The following is an 18,673-nucleotide window of genomic DNA, read 5'->3' as shown; positions in this document are numbered from 1 at the left end:
AGAACCGCCCCCGGTCGCGCTCGCGGCCGGGGGCGGTTCCAGAAGGGTGATCAGCGCGTCACAGCACGCACTCGGCCTCGACGTAGCGCTCGACGGGCACCGTCTTGAGGTGCTCGACGGCCTCGGCGAGCGGGACCAGGGTGATGTCGGTGCCGCGCAGCGCCGTCATCATGCCGAAGTCGTCGTTGTGCGCGGCCTCCACGGCGTGCCAGCCGAAGCGGGTGGCGAGCACGCGGTCGTACGCGGTCGGGGTGCCACCGCGCTGCACGTGGCCGAGGATCACCGGGCGGGCCTCCTTGCCCAGCCGCTCCTCCAGTTCCACCGAGAGCCGGGTGGCGATGCCGGTGAAGCGCTCGTGGCCGTACGCGTCCTTGACGCCGGCCTCGAACGGCATGGTGCCCTCGCGGGGCTTGGCGCCCTCCGAGACCACCACGATGGCGAACTTCTTGCCCGCCGAGAAGCGCTCGCCGACCCGCCGGGTCAGCTCCTCGATGTCGAAGGGACGCTCCGGCACCACGATCGCGTGCGCGCCGGCCGCCATGCCGGAGTGCAGCGCGATCCAGCCCGTGTGGCGCCCCATGACCTCGACGATCAGCACGCGCTGGTGCGATTCGGCGGTGGTCTTGAGACGGTCCAGCGCCTCGGTGGCGACGGTCACGGCGGTGTCGAAGCCGAAGGTGACGTCGGTGGAGGCGATGTCGTTGTCGATGGTCTTGGGCACGCCCACGATCGGCAGCCCGTTGTCCGACAGCAGGCGGGCCGCCTTGAGGGTGCCCTCACCGCCGATCGGGATGATCGCGTCGAGGCCGAGGTCGGCGACGTGGCCCTTGGCCCGCTCCACGCCGTCCCGCAGGTGCTCGGGACGGACCCGGGAGGAACCGAGGATCGTGCCGCCGCGGGCCAGGATGCCGCCCACCGCGTCGAGGTCGAGCTTGCGGTAGTCGCATTCGAGGAGGCCCTTCCACCCGTCGTGGAAACCTATGACCTCGTCCCCGTGGTCGACGACCGCGCGGTGCACGACCGACCGGATGACGGCGTTCAGGCCGGGGCAGTCGCCGCCGCTCGTCAGCACACCAATACGCATTGCTCGTTACTCCTGGAAGATCGATCCGGGCGCCGGACGCCGTCGTCCGGATGGACCTGCGACGCGCGCGCCGCAATACCTACGTTATCGAGCCGGGCACGGACGACGGAAACGCCGCCCGCACTGCGGACACTCCCGGCCCGGGCCCCGCTCCCGGTACCGCTGCTTCAGGCAGGCTGCGTGGCGGCGGCGATCCGCTCCGTGCGCAGCGCCTCGTACCACTGGTCGTCCACGGGCGGCAGTGCCCTGACGTCCATCGCCAGCTTGATCAGCATGTCCGCGATCTGCGGATTGCGGGCCATGACCGGGCCGTGCATGTAGGTGCCGAAGACGGTCTCGTTGTACGCGCCCTCGGTGCCGTCGCCCGTCCCGTTGCCGTTGCCGAACCGGGTGCGGGCGAGCGGGCGGGCGTACTTGCCGACGTGCGTGATGCCCTGGTGGTTCTCGAAGCCGGTCAGCGGCGGCAGGCCGAGCGCCGGGTCGATGTCGGCCAGGACGTCGCCGACGCACCGCTCGCCCTCGCCGCGGACGCTGACCACGTCGAGCAGGCCGAGGCCCGGCTCGGGGCGGCCGAGGTCGTTGACGAACTCGTGGCCGAGGATCTGGTAGCCGGCGCAGACCGAGAAGACGATGGCACCGTTGTCGACCGCGCGGTTCAGCCCGCCGTCGCGGCGCAGCCGCTCGGCGGCCAGCCGCTGCGGCCGGTCCTCGCCGCCGCCGATCAGGTAGATGTCACCGGAGGTCGGGATCGGCTGGTCGGACCGTACGTCGATGCGGGTGACCGGGACCCGGCGCTGGCGCGCGCGGCGTTCGGTGACCAGCACGTTGCCCTGGTCGCCGTAGGTGCTGAGCAGGTCGGGGTAGACCCACACCAGGCGCAGGCTGGAGTCGCTCATGGCGTGTTCTCCTGTCGAAACGGGTCTTCGGTCAGTTGCCGACGCGGCGGCGCAGGTCCTGGAACGCGGTGTAGTTGGCGATGGCCTCGATCCGGCCCTGCGGCGAGGTGCGCACCGCCTCGTCGAAGTCCGCGCACACCTGGAACTGCAGCCCGGCGACCTCCAGGCGGACCGCCAGGTCCAGCTTACGGTCGCCGATCACCCGGATCGGGTGCCCGGCCAGCCGGGTGTAGTCCACGTCCCACAGCCACGAGGTGTCGGTGCCGTCGGCGCCGCGGGCGTTCACCGAGAGGATCACCGGCGTGGGCGGCCCGTCGATCAGCGAGAAGGTCTCCAGCCAGCCGGCCGGGTTCTTCGCCAGCAGCAGTCGTACGTCGCGGCCCTGGAACTGCACCACGTCGTAGCGTCCGGCCACCGCCTGGACCTTGTACATCCGCTCCAGCGCGACCTTGGGGTCCACGCCGAAGGCGGCGGCCGCGGCGGCGGAGACGGTGGCGTTCGACTTGTTGGCGCGGCCGGGCAGCTGCAACTGGATCGGCCAGGCGGAGCCGTACGGGTCGATCACGTGGTCGCCGGAGAGCGCCCAGGTCGGGGTCGGGCGGCGGAAGCCGCACTCGCCGCAGAACCAGTCCTCGGAGGGGCGCTGGAGCACACCGCCGCAGGACGGGCAGGACCAGGCGTCGTCCTTCCACTCCTGGCCGGCGGCGACCCAGACGACGGTCGGGCAGGAGGAGGCCGCCCAGGTGATCAGCGGGTCGTCGGCGTTGGCGATGATGATCGCGTCGGTGCCGGCCAGTCCCTCGCGCCACTTCTCGGCCAGCATGCGCGTCTCGGCGGCCCGGTCCAGCTGGTCGCGCGAGAGGTTCAGCAGGGCGATGGCCTTGGGGTGCACGTCCCGTGCCACACCGGCCAGGTACTTCTCGTCGACCTCGATCACGCCGTAGCGGGCCTCGGAGCCGCCCGCCAGGGCCGAGGTGATGCCGGCCGGCATATTGGCGCCGAGCGCGTTGGAGACGACCTCGCCGTTGGCACGCAGCGCCTCGGCGAGCAGCCGGGTGGTGGTGGTCTTGCCGTTGGTGGCCGAAACGAGCACGACGTCGAGGTGCGTCGCCAGCCGGGCCAGCAGGTCCGGGTCGAGTTTGAGCGCCACCCGGCCGCCGATCACCGAGCCGCTGCCGCGTCCCGCCGCCCGCGACACCGCTGCCGCGGCCTTGCCCGCCGTCACGGCCAGCTTGGCCCGCGGCGACAGTGGCTCCGCGTTGCCTGCCATCGTCTCCACCATCCTCCTCGCGTCCGGCCCCGGTCGCCCTCCCCGGCGGTCCGCCGGAGCGCGTGCCCCGGCCGTCTCACCGGCCGGAAGGCATCGGTCGCCGATCAGCCTATCCACTTCCCCTACCGGCGCTGAAACGAGCCGCCCCCGTACGCTGGCCCGCATGCCACACGTCACCATCCCCGGCAGCTCCGGGACCGTCCGTCCGATGCGGTTGCTGGGAGACCCGGAGCTCACCGCGCCCTGCCGTGAGGTGACCGCTTTCGACGCCGAACTCGCCGCGCTGGTCGAGGACTTGTACGCCACGATGTACGCGCACGACGGGGTCGGCCTGGCCGCGAACCAGATCGGGGTCCCCCTGCGGGTGTTCGTCTGGGACTGCCCGGACGACGAGGAGATCCGCCACCTCGGCCATGTGGTGAATCCGAGGGTGACGCACATCGGCGGGGTCACGGTGACCGGCCACGAGGGTTGTCTGTCGCTCCCGGGCGTGCACGCGCCCACGTCCCGCCACGACGAGACCGTCGTCGAGGGCGTCGATCTGCACGGCCGGCCGCTGCGCGTGGAGGGCACCGGATTCTTCGCCCGCTGCCTGCAGCACGAGAGTGACCACCTCGACGGCGGCGTCTTCACCGACCGGCTCACCGGCCTGCGCCGCCGGTGGACCCTGCGCGCCGCCCGGCGTGCCCCGTGGGCGGTGTCCCGCTGACACGTCGGCGGGGTCTACAGCAGCGGGGCGCCGGGGCGGTCGCCCACCGCGGCCAGCCGGCCCCACAGGAGATCGGCCAGGTGCCGCACCAGCACGTCCCGCGAGCAGGGGCGTTCGCCGAGCCACCAGTCACCGGCGGCGTGCATCATGCCGACGATGCCGTGACCCCAGACCCGGGCCGCCTCCTGGCCGTCGGGGCCGAGGTCCAGCCGCTCGGCGATGAATCGGGCCAGTTCCTCGCCCATGCGGCGCAGCACCGGGGCCGAGTGGCGGCCGACGTCGAATCCGTGCTCGCCCTCGGTGGCGTTCTCCGCCGGGTGCATCAGGAAGCGGTAGACCTGGGGCCGGGCCTCGATCGCGGAGAGGTACGCGTGCAGGGTCGCCTCGACCCGGTCGCGGCGCTCGTTCGGCGCGTCCAGAGCGGCCCGCAGGTTGGCGAGCAGCGCGTCGGTGTGACGGATGGCCAGGGCGCGGTAAAGACCGCTCTTGTCGCCGAAGTGCCGGTACAGAATGGGCTTGGTGATGCCGGCCTCGGCGGCGATCGCGTTCATGGACGCCTCCGGGCCGTCCCGCAGCACGACGCGGTCCGCGGCCTCGAGCAGCTCCCTGCGGCGTTCCTCCGCCGCGGTCGCCGTTCGCTGGTCCTGCCGCTGGCTGGTACCCACCCGAGCCTCCCCGCCCGTTCGATTTCTCCCGTCTGCGCAACGTAACACCCCAGGTCCGGTTGACATCGCTTACCGGCCGGTAACAGACTGGCGTTACCGCAAGTAACCAGCACGTGGAGGGGACCATGGGCGGCTTCACGCTCGAGCTCGACGACGACCAGAAATCGGTGCGTGACTGGATCCACGGCTTCGCCGCCGACGTCATGCGCCCGGCCGCGGCGGAGTGGGACGAGCGCGAGGAGACTCCGTGGCCGGTGATCCAGGAGGCCGCGAAGATCGGCCTGTACTCCCTGGACTTCTACGCCCAGCAGTACTTCGACCCCACGGGTCTCGGCATCCCGATCGCCATGGAGGAGCTCTTCTGGGGCGACGCCGGCATCGGCCTGTCCATCGTCGGCACCGGGCTCGCGGCGGTCGGCGTCCTCGCCAACGGCACCGAGGAGCAGATCGGCACCTGGATCCCGCAGATGTACGGCGACGCCGCCGACGTGAAGGTGGCCGCGTTCTGCTCCTCGGAACCGGACGCGGGCTCCGACGTCAGCTCCATGCGGACCACCGCGGTGTACGACGAGGCCAAGGACGAGTGGGTCATCAACGGCACCAAGACCTGGGCCACCAACGGCGGCATAGCCAACGTCCACGTCGTGGTCGCCGTCGTCGACCCCGCGCTGGGGTCCAAGGGCCACGCCTCGTTCATCGTCCCGCCGAACACCCCCGGGCTCTCGCAGGGGCAGAAGTTCAAGAAGCACGGCATCCGCGCCTCCCACACCGCCGAGGTCGTCCTCGACGGCGTCCGCGTCCCCGGGCACTGCCTGCTCGGCGGAAAGGAACGGCTCGACGAGCGCCTCGCCCGTGCCCGGGAGCGCGCCCTGGGCGGCGAGCGCGTCAAGAACGCCGCCATGGCCACGTTCGAGGCCTCCCGGCCCGCCGTCGGCGCGATGGCGGTGGGCACCGCCCGCGCCGCGTACGAGGTCGCCCTCGACTACGCGACGACCCGCACCCAGTTCGGCCGCCCGATCATCGACAACCAGGGCGTCGCCTTCCAACTCGCCGACATGCGCACGCAGATCGACGCCGCGCGCCTGCTGGTGTGGCGCGCCTCCTGGATGGCGATCGCCGGCAAGCCCTTCACGTCGGCCGAGGGCTCGATGTCCAAGCTCTTCGCCAGCGAGACGGCCAAGAAGGTCACCGGCCAGGCCATCCAGATCCTCGGCGGCAACGGCTACACCCGCGAGTACCCGGTCGAGCGCATGCACCGGGACGCGGCCATCTACACGATCTTCGAAGGCACCAGCGAGATCCAGCGCCTCGTCATCGCCCGTACGGTCTCGGGCGTGCCCATCCGCTGACGGGCCGCTCCGCGGAGGGATTCCGGCGGGCCGGCTCGGGGGTGTCACCGGAGGCTTCGGTGGCGCCCCCTACCCCGTGTGCGTCGCGCGCGGCGCGAGGGACGGTTCCGGGGCCGGCCGGTGCACGGCCGGGCCTGCGGCCAGGCGGGGCCGGCCGGCAGTTCGAGCCGCTGTCGCGGCGTACGGCAGCCACCCGCCCGCTCGCAGGTCCGCCGCGACGCACCGGCGCACTGCCGCGAGCACTTGTCGCCCCTTCGCCGCGGAGCCGGCGGACGCCGTGACGGTGCGGGCTGCGGCCGCAGGTACTCGCGACGTCCTCGACCTGTGCGTCCGGGGTACCACCGCACCCGCGGCCTGCCGCCGGCTGTCGCTGTGGGGTGACGGTGCGGCGGTGTGCCCGCCCACCGTCCCGGCACGTGACGGAGGCGGCTGTTTCGGCCGGTCGCGCGCCCGCCGCGCCGCGATCCGGCGCGGCCTCACCCGGTCCCGGCGCCCTACGGGGCGAGTCGGCGGCGGGAGGGGCGGGTGCGGGGGAGGGGGCGGAAGGCGGCTTCGAGGTCGTCGAGGGTTTCGAGGAGGAGCTCGGCACTGCGGCGCACCACGCGGTCGTCCGCCGACGGCGGCCACGGCTCCAGCGTCGCCCGGACGCCGGAGAAGTCCGGCGGGCGCCGGGCGCGGACCGCGGCGGCGCCCCGGGCCGTGGCGTCGCGCAGCGCGGCGGCGAAGGGGACGGCGTCCGGTACCGGGGGAGCGTCCGGCGCGGGGATGTGGGCCTCCATGAGCATCGGGACGCGGCCGAGGGCCGAGAGCGCGGCGTCGGCGGCGTCCGCGGAGCGCCGGGAGATCCCGCGGCCGCGGACCGGCTCGGCGTTCGCGCGGGCCACGGCCTGGTCCCACGCGACGGCGGCGGCGCGTGCGTCCAGCAACGCGGAGCGCACGGCCTCGCGGCGGCCGGTCCCCGGGGCGCCGTGCGCGTCGAGGGCAGCGGCGGCGTAGCGCCCGGTCGCCTCGATGCGCTCCGCGAGGCGGTCCCGCAGCCGGGGCGTCTCCCACGCGGGGAAGACCGCGTACCCGATCATCGCCAGCAGCCCGCCGAGCAGGGTCAGCAGGACCCGCTCCGGCACGGTCTGCGTCCACTGGGCGCCGGCCATGCCCAGCAGGAACACCACGTACGCGGAGACGGCCACCTGCGAGACCAGGTACCCGGTGCGCATCAGCAGGTACAGCAGGGCGACCGAGACCAGGGCCAGGGCCGCGCACAGGTACGGCCCGGGGGAGAACGCCTGCATGACGGCCGTCGCCACGGTCACCCCGGCCAGCGTGCCGACGAAACGCGCCACGCCGCGCGCGTACGTCTGCGAGAAGTCCGGCCGCATCACCATCACCGAGGTCAGCGGCGCCCAGTAGCCGTGGCCGAGCGGCAGTGCGGCGCCGAGGGCGTAGCCGGCCGGGGTGACCGCCGCGAGCCGGATCGCGTGCCGGAGGACGGGGGAGTCCGACCGCAGCTCCCGGCGGACCGTGCGGGCGGTCAGCGGCACCAGCTCCCACAGCGTGGGACGCCGCAGGTGGGCGGTGTCCGCCCCGACGGAGCCCTGGCGGCCGGCCGCGGCGGACACGGCCTCGCCGAGGAGCGCGATCAGCCGCAAGGCGGTGCGCCGGGCGGGCCCGGTGAGCCGGTCCTCGGGTCCGGGATCGACGAGCACGACGGCCTCGGCCTCCGCCGGCACGCGCACCGGCTCGGCCTTGCGCACCGCCCGCGCCACCGCGTCCAGCACGTCGGCGGCTGCCGCCAGCAGCTGCCGGGCCCGGTCGCGTTCGGGCCCCTCGGCGGCCGCGCCGACCGCCGGGTCCGCCAGCGAGGCCAGGACCGGGCGGATGCGCTCGGCCAGCACGCGTTTGCCCCGCAGTGCCGCCGGCCGGCGGCGGGCCTGGCGGGGCGTGACCGTGGCGGCGCTGCGCGCGGCCATCAGCGGCGCGGGATCGAACGGCGCCACGGGGTCGTGCCGCAGCCGGCGCGCGTAGTCCGCCTCCGCCGCGAAGGCGTCGGCCAGGGCGTCGCGCTGCGGCCCCCAGCGCCGCAGGGGGATGATCACGATCAGCGCGGCCTGCACCGCTCCACCGGCCGCGATCACCGCCGCGTGACCCAGCGCCGTCGCCACCGACGTGGGCAGGGTGACCACGACCAGCATCACCGCTACCGTCAGCGACGAGACCAGGCCCGCCGTCGGGCCCAGCGCCCACGCGGTGCCCGCCAGGAACGCCCAGACCGCGATCAGCACCACGAACAGGGCCCAGTGCGCGCCCGCGAGGTAGCCCAGGAAGGTGCTCACCGCCAGCCCGGTCCCCGTCACCAGGGCCAGCAGCGGCCGGGGGCGCCAGCTGCGCTGGAAGGTCGCCATGCCGGAGGCGAAGGCCCCGAAGGCGGACGCCGCGGCGAACACCGGGGAGGCCAGCCAGAGCGTCACGCCGACCACGACGGCGACCCCCGCGGCGCCGCGCAGGGCGATCAGTGGCTCCAGCTTGGCGCGCTCCAGCCGCAGCCCCGCACGGGCGGCGCGGCCCACCGCGGGCAACCAGCTCATGATCCAGAGGATAGGACCCGGAGCGTCGGGTAAGCGCAGCGCAAGATCCGTTCCGGCGAGCCCCGAGGAGGACATCCCGTCATGACCGCCCTTGCCCGCGCACCCCGCGCGACCGTGCCTCCTGTGCCGTCCCCGAACCCCGTGCCGCCCTTCCCGCCCGACCCGGTGCCGCCCTCGCCGCACCCGGTGCCCGGTCCCGCACCGGATCCGCTGCCCGAGCCGCCGTCGCGGCCGGACCCCGATCCCGCGCCCGAACCGCAGCCGGAACCGCAGCCGCTGTAGACGAAAGGGCCGAACGCTCGGGGTCGGGAATTCGCGTTCGCGGCGGGCGGGGCCCGTGGTTCAATGGTTTCCATGGCCAGCCTCACTGACACCGCGACAGGTCGCAGCGACCTCGAGCCGTTCTGGCCGTCTCGGCAGGAGTACCAGTTCGACCGGGAGTGTTGTCGCGCGGTTCCCGCGCGGACCCCGGCCCACAGCTGACGCCACCGAACCACGGCTGCCGCCCGCTGTCGGTGTCCCGGTCGTCCCGCGCAAGACGTCGTCCACGACTCCTTCGCGCGAAAGAACCGAGACCCCATGTCGCTCCCCCCGCCCCTCCCCGTGCCGGCCGCGGGCCGCCAGCGCCTGCGCGCCGTGCGTCCCGGCGAGGTCCCGCCGCCGGTTCCCGACTTCCTGCCGCCCGGTGCCACCTGGCTGCCCGCTCCGGGACATGTGATCCCGGAACTGGCGGGACAGCCCCCGATGGTCGGCTACCTCGTCCTCGTCCCCGCCGAGCAGGTGGCTCCCGCGCCGGAGCCGCCCGCCGCCCCCGACGTGCCGCCGCTGGTGCGCGTGGACGCCGAACGGCGTGTCGCCCAGGTGCGCGGCCGCACCCTCGACCTCACGTACCTGGAGTTCGAGCTGCTCGCCCATCTCGTCGCCCACCCGCACCGGGTGCACACCCGGGACCAGCTGGTCACCACCGTCTGGGGGTACGGCCATGTGGGTGACGGCCGCACCGTGGACGTCCACGTCGCCCGGCTGCGCCGCAAGCTCGGGCCCGAGCACCGCGGCAGCATCGTCACCGTGCGGCGGGTCGGCTACAAGTACGCTCCGCCCGCGGCCGGCTGACGCTCCGTGAGGCGCGCGGGCCGGTCCCGCGACGGCCTCGCGACGCCGCCGGGGAGCTTCCGCGGCCCCGGCGGCGCCCGCTTTTCCCACGCGTAACGTCCGTGGCATGTCCCCCCAGCGGAGTATGGGTACGCTGTCCCCATTTCCGGCGCGGTCCAGCGCGACGGAGGCAGGTCCGGAGGGCGTGATGGCTGAGTCTCGGGAGTGGGCGCCCCCGGCATCCGGGATACCCGTGCCGGCCGGCTGGCCGGCCTCCGCGGCCACGCACATGGCGCTCAACGGCGTGGGCGGTTTCGACTGGGACCTCGACCGCGAGCGTGTGCACCTGGACGCGGAGGCGCTGCGCGTGCTCGACGTGCGCCCCGAGGAGTTCGAGGGCGACCCCCTGGCCATGCTGTCCCGGCTGACACCCGACGATGCCGCCGCCGTCGGCCGCACGATCAAGCAGGCGCTCGCCGAGGGGCACGCGTCCTGGGGCGCCTACAGCCGGCTGACCCGCCGTGACGGGCGCTTCGGATGGGTCCGCCTGCGGGGCCGTGTCGTGCGCGACGGCGCCGGCCGGGCCTGCCGCGTGATCGGCATCGCCATCGACGCCACGGACGAACTCGCCCAGGCCGCCGCCTGCCTGCGCGAGGAGGAGGACCGGTCCACCGAGAGCAACCTCGTGGTCGAGGTGACCGCGTCCCTGGCGCGGGCCGTGACCGTCCGCGACGTGACCGCCGCCCTGACCGGCAACCGCAGGATGGACCGGCTCGGCATCGCCAGCCTCTTCCTCGGCCAGGTCGAGGGCGGCCGGGTGCACGTGGTGAGCGACGCCAAGGAGACCAGCTGGGTCCCGGAGCTCCAGTTCACCCGCATCGACGACGACTACCCGATGAGCGAGGTCGTCCGCACGCTGACGCCGCGCTTCATCACCTCGCCCGAGGAATTCGCCCGCCGCTACCCGACGTTGTGGCCGCACATCGAGCCGCTGGGCCCCTCGGCCGCGGCCTATCTGCCGCTCATCGCGCAGGGCAAGCCGATCGGCGCGCTGGGTCTGCTCTACCGGCACAAGACCACGTTCTCCCCGCAGGAGCGCGATCTGCTCATCGCGCTCGGCGGCAGCATCGCCCAGAGCCTGCAGCGGGCCATCCTGTTCGACCAGGAGCACGACATCGCGCAGGGCCTGCAGACCGCGATGCTGCCCCGCACGATTCCGGACGTCCCGGGCGCCGGGATCGCCGTGCGCTACCGCTCGGCGCGACTGGCCCGGGACATCGGCGGTGACTGGTACGACGTCGTGGCGGTCCCCGGGGGCCGGGTCGCGGTCGTCATCGGCGACGTCCAGGGACACGACACCCACGCCGCCGCCGTCATGGGGCAGTTGCGGATAGCGCTGCGCGCCTACGCCGCCGAGGGCCACCCGCCGGCCACCGTCATGGCCCGTGCCTCCGCCTTCCTGCACGAACTCGACACCGACCGCTTCGCCACCTGCCTGTACGCCCAGGTCGACCCCGCCGCCGGCACCACCCTCGTGGTCCGTGCCGGCCACATCGACCCGCTCGTGCGGCGGGCCGACGGCACCGTCCGCGTGCTGCCCACCGCCGGTGGGCTCCCGCTCGGCCTGTCCGCCCAGTTCGGCCCGGCCGAGTACCCGGTGACCCGGGCCGAACTCGCCCCAGGCGAAACGTTTCTGATGTTCACTGACGGACTCGTCGAGCGGCCCGGCGCCGACCTCGACGACGGTGTGCGCCTGCTGGCGGGGGCGCTGCGCGACGGCCCCTGCGGCCTGCAGAACCTCGCCGACCACCTGACCACCGTCATGGGCGAGCCGGCCACCGAGGACGACATGGCGCTACTCCTGCTGCGCCGCGACGGCGACGGTGAGGGCGAGCCTTCCCCGGCCCGCCGGCGGCACCAGCACGTCGCCCCCGGGGACCCGCGGGCGCTCGCCGAGGCCCGTGCCGTGGTCCGGGACGCCATGGCGGAGTGGGGCATGCCCGACCGGGCCGACGAGGCCGCCCTCGCCGCCGACGAACTGATCACCAACGCCCTGGTGCACACCGACGGCGGCGCCGTGCTCACCCTGCGGCTGCTCCCCGATCCGGCCCCGGCCCCGGCACACGACGGCGCGGGCCCCGCCCGGCGGCTGCGCGTCGAGGTGCACGACCTGGCCGCCGACTGGCCGCGCCGCCGCCATCCCGGTGACGGCGAGCCGTCCGGCCGCGGGCTGCTGCTGGTGGACCGGCTCGCCGACGCCTGGGGTGTGGAACCGCACGGTTCCGGCAAGGCCGTGTGGTGCGAGTTCCACGATCCGGGGGCCGGTGCGCCGGCCCCTGGTACCCCGGCCGGCTGAAAGCACGCGGCGGCATTCTCCCCGAGTACGTTTCGGCCGGTCACGGGCCTCGGATTCACCCGTACGGCTCACCCGCCACGACACGCCGCCTTTTCCCCCGCACGCTGTCGGTGAGGAGCCAAGAGGGAACTGCTCACATGCTGGCCGCGCCGGCACCGGGGAGGTCTGCGATGCCGACGGTGTCTACAAGCGTGATCGTCACCCGAACCGTGGAAGAGGTCTTCGACTTCCTGGCCGACGCCCGCAACCTCCAGGTGTGGAGCTCGGGCGTCGCCGCCGTCTCGACGGAGTGCGTGGCACCGGGGGAGCGGGCCGTGTACCGCTATCACTATCCGGGCCGCCACCGCGAACACCGGCTGGTCTGCTCGGTCTACCAGCCCTGCCGCAGGATCAGCTACCGAGGCCGGCGGATGTGGAGCCCGCTGGGCACCCAGGTCCCCGAGTACGCCTTCCGCATGCTGCCCCACGCACAGGGCTCGTTCGTGCAACTCAGCGTCACCAGTACGCTCGGCGGGGGCATGCTGCTGCTGGCACCCTTTCTCGGCTGGGCCTGGCGCCGCGACCTTCCCGAGGACGCGCGCCGGTTCCGCGAGGCGCTCGGCAGCCCCATGGTGGCGCCGCCGCAGCCGCCCCCGCCCGCCGGGCAGGTACGTGCCGGCGCCCCGCGCGCACCGGCCGCCGCGGCGATGCTCCCGGCGGCCGCCCTGCGTCCCGCGCTCCCGCGTGTAGCAGGTCAGGACCGCATAGGCACGGGCACCTGACGGATCCGCCCGAAGTTCCCTCGATCGGGTTACTTCGCTGACAGGCTGGACGCCGTAGGTGCCCCACCCCCGCAGGACTGAACAGAGAGGACCCGCAGATGGCGGAGCAGGCCCGCATCGGCGTCACCGGACTGGCGGTCATGGGCCGCAACCTGGCCAGGAACCTCGCGCGGCACGGTCACCCGGTGGCCCTGCACAACCGCACTCCGGCAAGGACGCGGTCCCTGGTCGAGGAGTTCGGCGGCGAGGGCGAATTCCACCCCGCGGAGACCCTCAAGGAGTTCGTCGACTCCCTCGAACGCCCCCGGCGCATCATCATCATGGTGAAGGCCGGTGACCCCACCGACGCCGTGATCGACGAGCTGGTGCCGCTGCTGGAACCGGGCGACATGGTCGTCGACGGCGGCAACGCCGACTACCGCGACACCCGGCGCCGGGAGAAGGCACTGCGCGAGCAGGGCCTGCACTTCGTCGGCACCGGCATCTCCGGCGGCGAGGAGGGCGCCCTCAACGGCCCCTCGATCATGCCGGGCGGCTCGGCGGAGTCGTACGAGTCCCTGGGCCCGATCCTGGAGGACATCGCCGCCAAGGTCGACGGCGTCCCGTGCTGCACGCACGTGGGCCCCGACGGCGCCGGGCACTTCGTGAAGATGGTGCACAACGGCATCGAGTACGCCGACATGCAGCTCATCGCCGAGGCGTACGACCTGCTGCGGCACGCGGCGGGCAAGCGGCCGGGCGAAATCGCGGAGATCTTCCGGACGTGGAACTCCGGGCGCCTGGAGTCGTACCTCGTGGAGATCACCGCCGAGGTGCTGGCGCACACCGACGCCGGGACCGGCAAGCCGTTCGTCGACGTGGTCCTCGACCGCGCCGAGCAGAAGGGCACCGGCCGCTGGACCGTGCAGAACGCGCTCGACTTCGGCGTCCCGGCCTCCGGCATCGCCGAGGCGGTGTTCGCGCGCTCGCTGTCCGGCAGCACCGAACTGCGCGAGGCCAGCCAGGGACTGCCCGGGCCGGGCGAGACCTGGCTCGACAGCGCGGCGAGCGACCGCTTCGCCGACGACGTCGAGGAGGCGCTGTACGCCTCGAAGATCGTCGCCTACGCCCAGGGCTTCAACCTCATCCAGGCCGGCAGCGCGGAGTTCGGCTGGCAGGTCGACCCGGGCGCCATGGCCACCATCTGGCGCGGCGGCTGCATCATCCGGGCCCGCTTCCTCAACCGCATCAAGGAGGCGTACGACGCCGACCCCGGCCGCGCCACCCTGCTGACGGACTCCCACTTCGCCGACGCGCTCGGCTCCGCCCAGGACGCCTGGCGCCGGGTCGTCACCACCGCCGCCCAACTGGGCGTCCCCGCGCCCGGGTTCTCCGCCGCGCTCGCGTACTACGACGCGCTGCGCGCCGAGCGGCTGCCCGCCGCGCTCGTCCAGGGGCTGCGGGACTTCTTCGGGGCGCACACCTACGGGCGCGTCGACAAGCCGGGCGCGTTCCACACACTGTGGGGCGGCGACCGCTCGGAGACCTCCGCCGGCTGAGTCCCGGCCCGATTTGTGCACCCGCCCCCGCGAGGGCGGGTGCACAGGCGTGCCCGGCACAATGGGCGCGTGCGACTGACCCCCGTGAGCTGGGAACGGCTGACCGAAGCGCTGGCCGACCGTGTGGTGGAGCTGACACCGCAGGACGGGGGAGAACGCCCGCGCGTGGCCGTCGACGGAGCCCCCGCGGCGCACCCCGAGGCGCTGGCGGAAGCCCTCGCGGAGGCCCTGCGGCTGCGCGGGCGGCCGGTGCTGCGGGTCGGCGCGCGGACGTACTGGCGGCCCGCGTCGCAGCGCTTCGAGCTGGGGCGCCAGGACCCGGACGCCTACTACGACCGCTGGCTCGACACCGGCGCACTGTGGCGCGAGGTGTTCGACCCGCTCGCGCCCGGCGGCAGCGGGCGCGTGCTGCCCTCCCGCTGGAACCCGGAGACGGACCGCGCCACCCGCGCGGCGTACGAGGAACTGCCGCCCGGCGGCGTGCTGCTCCTGGAGGGGGCGCTGCTGCAGGGATACGGGTTCCCGTTCGACCTGAGCGTGCACCTGCGGATGTCGCGGGGGGCGCTGGCCCGCCGGACGCCGCAGGAGGAGCACTGGACGCTCCCGGCGTACGAGCGGTACGAGCGGGAGGCCGCGCCGGGGGAGACCGCGGACATCCTCGTCCATACCGACGACCCCCGGCATCCGGCGTGGACGGGCTGACCGGGCGCCGCTTGCCGCCGCCCCACGGCGACCGTTAGCGTCCCGGAGCACCATGACTGTCGCCATAGCTCCGCTGACCACCGAGCACGTCCCCGAGGCCGCCGCACTGCTGGACCGCTGGTACGGGAAGGTCCGAAGAGGGCTGCCGCTCCAGCCGGGACGGGCCGCGGTCCCGCCGGGCGGCGAGGAGCTGCTGGGGAAGATCCTCGCCGGGCCGCGCACGGAGGCGGTCGCCTCGCGCGCCGGCGACGGCGCCATGACCGGGTACCTCGCGGCGACCGCGCTGGACCTGGCGGACGACGACCGCGCGGCGCTGCGCTCCCACCCGCGCTCGGCACTGGTGGAGTACGGCGGCCACGCCCTGCGCGGCGGCCGTGAGGGAGTGCGGGACGACGTGCTGCGCGGGCTGTACGCGACGGTGGCGCAGCGGCTGGTCGCGGACCGCCGCTACGTGCACTACGTGGACCTGCCCGCCGACGACGAGGCCGCGCTCGCCTGGTTCCGCTGCGGTTTCGGACTGGAACGCGTCCGCGGACTGATGGCGGTGCGGCCCAAAGGCCGTCAGCCGCGCGGTGTGGACGCGCTGTCGGTGCGCCGGGCGGGCCCCGGGGACCTGGAACGGATCGGGCGGATGGCGGTGGAGGCGGCCCGCGCCGACCGGGGCTCCGCGGTGTTCCGCCCGCAGCCCGAGCCGGCGCTCGCCGCGCTGCGCACGCACTACGCGGGCGCCCTGGCCGATTCCCGCAGCGGGGCGTGGGTCGCGCTGCGGCGCGGCGAGGAGATCGGCATGGTCGTGCTGATCCCCGCCGAGCCCGGCCCGATGGTGCCGGAGGGATGCGTCGAACTGGTCGAGGCGTACGTGACGCACGTCGCCCGCGGCGAGGGCATCAGCCGGGTGCTGCTGGCGACCGCGCTGGCCTGGGCGTACGACCACGGGTACCGGCACATCACGGCGAGCTGGTCCGCGGGATCACCGGTGTCCGCGGCGAATTGGCCGGCGGTGGGGTTCCGCCCCGTGGCGTACCGGCTGCAGCGGGTGCTCGACCCGCGGATGTGCGCGACTCCACAGCGTTGAGAAGTTTGGCGGTTCGAATTGCCTCTCCTTGACTGTTAAACTATCTTCGGATCGCGCGGCGAAGAGAATCGTTTCCGCTGTCGCGTCCCTGTGACCGCCCCGGCCAGATCCCCCCGTCCTGGCCGGGGCTTCTCCTTTTCTTGGCCTAGACATGACCAACTCGTCGGAGTAGCTTCACTATTGGTCCAGACCAAGCCGGTCCTGCAGGCTCCGCAACTGCTCTCAGAACTCCCCCACGTTCTCCGAGGAGCGAAGCATGCCCAGAAAACTCGGTGCGGCCGTTGTCGGCCTCGCCCTCGCCGGGCTGTCCGTCCTGGCCACCGGCAGCGCCTACAGCCACGGCTACACTGATTCCCCGATCAGCCGTCAGAAGCTCTGCGCCAACGGCACGGTGACCAACTGCGGTGACATCCAGTGGGAACCGCAGAGTGTCGAGGGCCCCAAGGGCTTCCCGTCCGGCGGACCCTCCGACGGCACCATCTGCGCGGGCGGCAACAGCAGGTTCGCGCAGCTCGACGACCCGCGCGGCGGCACCGGCTGGCCCACCACCAAGGTGACGGGCGGCCAGAACTACAGCTTCCGCTGGCAGTTCACCGCCTCGCACGCGACCGCCGACTTCAGGTACTACATCACCAAGCAGGGCTTCGACCCGAGCCGGCCGCTCACCCGCTCCGCGCTCACGCCGACGCCGTTCCTGACGGTCGACTACAACGGGGCCCGTGTCCCGACGACCGTCACGCACCAGGGCACGATCCCGACCGGCCGCACCGGGCGCCACATCGTGCTCGCGGTGTGGACCATCGCGGACACGGGCAACGCCTTCTACGCCTGCTCCGACGTGCGGTTCTGATCCTCCGGCCCTGCCCCCCCCCGGGGCCTGATCCCCCACGGTCGCGCCGCCGGGTCCGCCGATCCCCCCTCGGCGGCCCGGCGGCGTGGCCGTTCCCGGGGTCCTGCCGTGGGGGGGGGCGGGGGGCGGGGCGCCGCCCCGCCACGGGGGGCGGGCCCCCGCCCCGAACGGGGTGGGGGCCCCGCGCCCCGCCCCCCCCGGGGCCCCGGCCCCCCCCCCCCGGGGGGGGGGGGGGGGGGGGGGGGGCCCGGGGCGCGGGGGGGGGGGGGGGGGGGGCCCCCGCCCCCCCCCACGCTCAGGGGGTCAGCCCAGCGTCCACTTCTGGTTCGCGCCACCGGTGCACGTCCACAGCTGGAGCCGGGTGCCGTTGGCCGAGCTGTTGCCCGTCACGTCCAGGCACTTGTTCGCCTGCGGGTTGACGATGTCGTGGGCGGCGGACAGGGTCCACTTCTGGTTGGTCCCGCCGGCGCAGTCCCACAGTTGGAGCTGGGAGCCGTCGGCGGTGCCGAAGTCCTTCACGTCCAGGCACTTGCCGAGGGCGCGCAGGGTGCCGTCCGCGGCGGCCGTCCACTGCTGGGCGGCCGAGCCGTTGCAGTCGTAGAGCTGGACGGGGGTGCCGTTGGCCGGGTTGGCGCCGGCGACGTCGACGCACTTGCCGGCCAGGCCGGTGATGCGCCCGGTGCCGCCGCCCCCGCCCGAGGTGTCGGACGTGGTGACGTGCACGTAGTCGACCACCAGTTGCTGCGGGAAGGAGGTGCTGCCGTCCGGGTCGCCCGGCCAGTAGCCGCCCACCGCGAGGTTGAGGATGACGAAGAACGGCTTGTTGAACACCCACTGCCGGCCGCCCAGGTCGGCGGGGGTCCTGCGCTGGTAGACGGTGCCGTCGACCGACCAGCTGATGGAGTCGGGGCTCCAGTCGATGGCGAAGGTGTGGAAGGCGTCGGCGAAGGCCTGGCCGCCCGGGAGCGTGTAGCCGGCGCCGATGCCGCCGGACCCGGAGTAACCGGGGCCGTGGAGCGTGCCGTGCACCGAGCCGGGCTCGAAGCCGACGTTCTCCATGATGTCGATCTCGCCGCTGTTGGGCCATCCGACGTCGCCGATGTTGTTGCCCAGCATCCAGAACGCGGGCCACATGCCCTGGCCGCGGGGGAGCTTCATCCGGGTCTCGACATGCCCGTACGTGGTGGTGAAGCGGCCGGAGGTGTTGAGCCGGGCCGAGGTGTACTGGCAACTGCCGTACCAGCACTGGTATCCGGCGGGGTTCTCCTTGCGGGCGGTGATGACCAGGTGGCCCTGGCCGTCGAGGGCGGCGTTGCGGTTGCCCGCGGTGTAGTACTGCCGCTCGTGGTTGTTGACGTTGTCGCCGGTCTCGGTCTGCCACTTGCCGCCGTCGACGCCGCTTCCCGCGGGGCCGTCGAACTCGTCGGCGAAGGTGGTGACGGCCGCCGCGGCGGCGGGGGCCGGTGCCGGGGCGCCGCTCGCGGGGCCCGTGGTGGTGAGGGCGGCGAGGGCGAGGAGGCCGGTGATGCCGGCGGCGAGCAGACCGCGGGCGCGGGTGCGTCGGCGCGGGCGTGGGGGGAGTGCGTTCACGGGCGCTGCCTTTCGTGGGGGAGGTCATGCACCTGTCATGTGAACCCGTGCGGGACGGGCCGGGCCGGTCGGTCCATGGGGGAGGCCTGAGGTCCATCCGCCTTTGTTCAAGGCTTAGTTCACGCCGTGATTGAACTGCCGGGTCAAGAGCCCG

16 protein-coding genes are annotated in these 18,673 nt (G+C 73.9%); 10 read left to right on the top strand and 6 right to left on the bottom strand.

Annotated elements, in window-relative coordinates; genetic code table 11:
* Positions 1-58: 58 nt before the first annotated feature.
* The 3 genes from ACFYXS_RS13790 to ACFYXS_RS13780 form a co-directional block, all read right to left on the bottom strand.
* A complete protein-coding gene (locus tag ACFYXS_RS13790) occupies positions 59-1,084 on the bottom strand; it encodes a 6-phosphofructokinase (protein WP_389247434.1) in 1,026 nt (341 codons plus the stop codon).
* A gap of 167 nt (positions 1,085-1,251) precedes the next feature.
* Positions 1,252-1,980, bottom strand: coding sequence for a type 1 glutamine amidotransferase (locus ACFYXS_RS13785; RefSeq protein ID WP_389247432.1), 729 nt, complete (start codon positions 1,978-1,980; stop codon positions 1,252-1,254).
* Positions 1,981-2,011: 31 nt separating this feature from the next.
* Positions 2,012-3,250: a MurT ligase domain-containing protein gene (locus tag ACFYXS_RS13780; protein WP_389247430.1), complete on the bottom strand. Its 1,239-nt coding sequence runs from the start codon at positions 3,248-3,250 to the stop codon at positions 2,012-2,014.
* Positions 3,251-3,413: 163 nt separating this feature from the next.
* Between ACFYXS_RS13780 and def the strand changes: the two genes are divergently transcribed.
* Entirely contained in the window at positions 3,414-3,959 is a 546-nt protein-coding gene (gene def / locus ACFYXS_RS13775; RefSeq protein WP_389247428.1) for a peptide deformylase, read from the top strand.
* A 14-nt stretch (positions 3,960-3,973) separates the two neighbouring features.
* Here the strand turns inward: def and ACFYXS_RS13770 are convergent, their stop codons facing one another.
* Positions 3,974-4,624, bottom strand: coding sequence for a TetR family transcriptional regulator (locus ACFYXS_RS13770; RefSeq protein ID WP_389247426.1), 651 nt, complete (start codon positions 4,622-4,624; stop codon positions 3,974-3,976).
* A 125-nt stretch (positions 4,625-4,749) separates the two neighbouring features.
* Here ACFYXS_RS13770 and ACFYXS_RS13765 point away from each other — a divergent pair, with 125 nt between their 5' ends.
* The gene (locus ACFYXS_RS13765) at positions 4,750-5,973 is read left to right on the top strand and encodes an acyl-CoA dehydrogenase family protein (RefSeq protein ID WP_389247424.1); all 1,224 of its coding nucleotides are present in this window, start codon (positions 4,750-4,752) and stop codon (positions 5,971-5,973) included.
* A gap of 494 nt (positions 5,974-6,467) precedes the next feature.
* Here the strand turns inward: ACFYXS_RS13765 and ACFYXS_RS13760 are convergent, their stop codons facing one another.
* Positions 6,468-8,555: an FUSC family protein gene (locus ACFYXS_RS13760; protein WP_389247422.1), complete on the bottom strand. Its 2,088-nt coding sequence runs from the start codon at positions 8,553-8,555 to the stop codon at positions 6,468-6,470.
* A gap of 81 nt (positions 8,556-8,636) precedes the next feature.
* On the opposite strand from ACFYXS_RS13760, the gene ACFYXS_RS13755 reads away from it, so the two are divergent.
* From ACFYXS_RS13755 to ACFYXS_RS13720, 8 genes are all read left to right on the top strand, one after another.
* Entirely contained in the window at positions 8,637-8,837 is a 201-nt protein-coding gene (locus ACFYXS_RS13755) for a hypothetical protein (protein ID WP_389247420.1), read from the top strand.
* Positions 8,838-9,134: 297 nt separating this feature from the next.
* Entirely contained in the window at positions 9,135-9,668 is a 534-nt protein-coding gene (locus ACFYXS_RS13750) for a winged helix-turn-helix domain-containing protein (protein WP_389247418.1), read from the top strand.
* Between the two features lie 187 nt (positions 9,669-9,855).
* Positions 9,856-12,003, top strand: a complete 2,148-nt coding sequence (locus tag ACFYXS_RS13745; RefSeq protein ID WP_389247415.1) for a SpoIIE family protein phosphatase — start codon at positions 9,856-9,858, stop codon at positions 12,001-12,003.
* A gap of 137 nt (positions 12,004-12,140) precedes the next feature.
* Positions 12,141-12,764, top strand: a complete 624-nt coding sequence (locus ACFYXS_RS13740; protein WP_389247412.1) for an SRPBCC family protein — start codon at positions 12,141-12,143, stop codon at positions 12,762-12,764.
* A gap of 98 nt (positions 12,765-12,862) precedes the next feature.
* On the top strand, positions 12,863-14,302 hold the full coding sequence (gene gndA / locus ACFYXS_RS13735) for an NADP-dependent phosphogluconate dehydrogenase (protein ID WP_389247410.1): 1,440 nt from the start codon (positions 12,863-12,865) through the stop codon (positions 14,300-14,302).
* 69 nt (positions 14,303-14,371) lie between these two features.
* A complete protein-coding gene (locus tag ACFYXS_RS13730; protein WP_389247408.1) occupies positions 14,372-15,004 on the top strand; it encodes a uridine kinase in 633 nt (210 codons plus the stop codon).
* 52 nt (positions 15,005-15,056) lie between these two features.
* Positions 15,057-16,079: a GNAT family N-acetyltransferase gene (locus ACFYXS_RS13725; protein WP_389247406.1), complete on the top strand. Its 1,023-nt coding sequence runs from the start codon at positions 15,057-15,059 to the stop codon at positions 16,077-16,079.
* 256 nt (positions 16,080-16,335) lie between these two features.
* Positions 16,336-16,929 (top strand): lytic polysaccharide monooxygenase, encoded by a 594-nt coding sequence (locus tag ACFYXS_RS13720; RefSeq protein WP_389247404.1) that lies wholly within the window; start codon positions 16,336-16,338, stop codon positions 16,927-16,929.
* A 303-nt stretch (positions 16,930-17,232) separates the two neighbouring features.
* On the opposite strand, the gene ACFYXS_RS13715 is transcribed toward ACFYXS_RS13720, so the two are convergent.
* Entirely contained in the window at positions 17,233-18,519 is a 1,287-nt protein-coding gene (locus ACFYXS_RS13715) for a ricin-type beta-trefoil lectin domain protein (protein ID WP_389247401.1), read from the bottom strand.
* Positions 18,520-18,673 lie beyond the last annotated feature (154 nt).

It is taken from the genome of Streptomyces sp. NPDC002574 (assembly GCF_042889545.1).
Taxonomy (GTDB): Bacteria; Actinomycetota; Actinomycetes; order Streptomycetales; family Streptomycetaceae; genus Actinacidiphila.
Note: the sequence above shows the minus strand (reverse complement) of the source record. Positions and strands in the feature narration are given on the sequence as shown.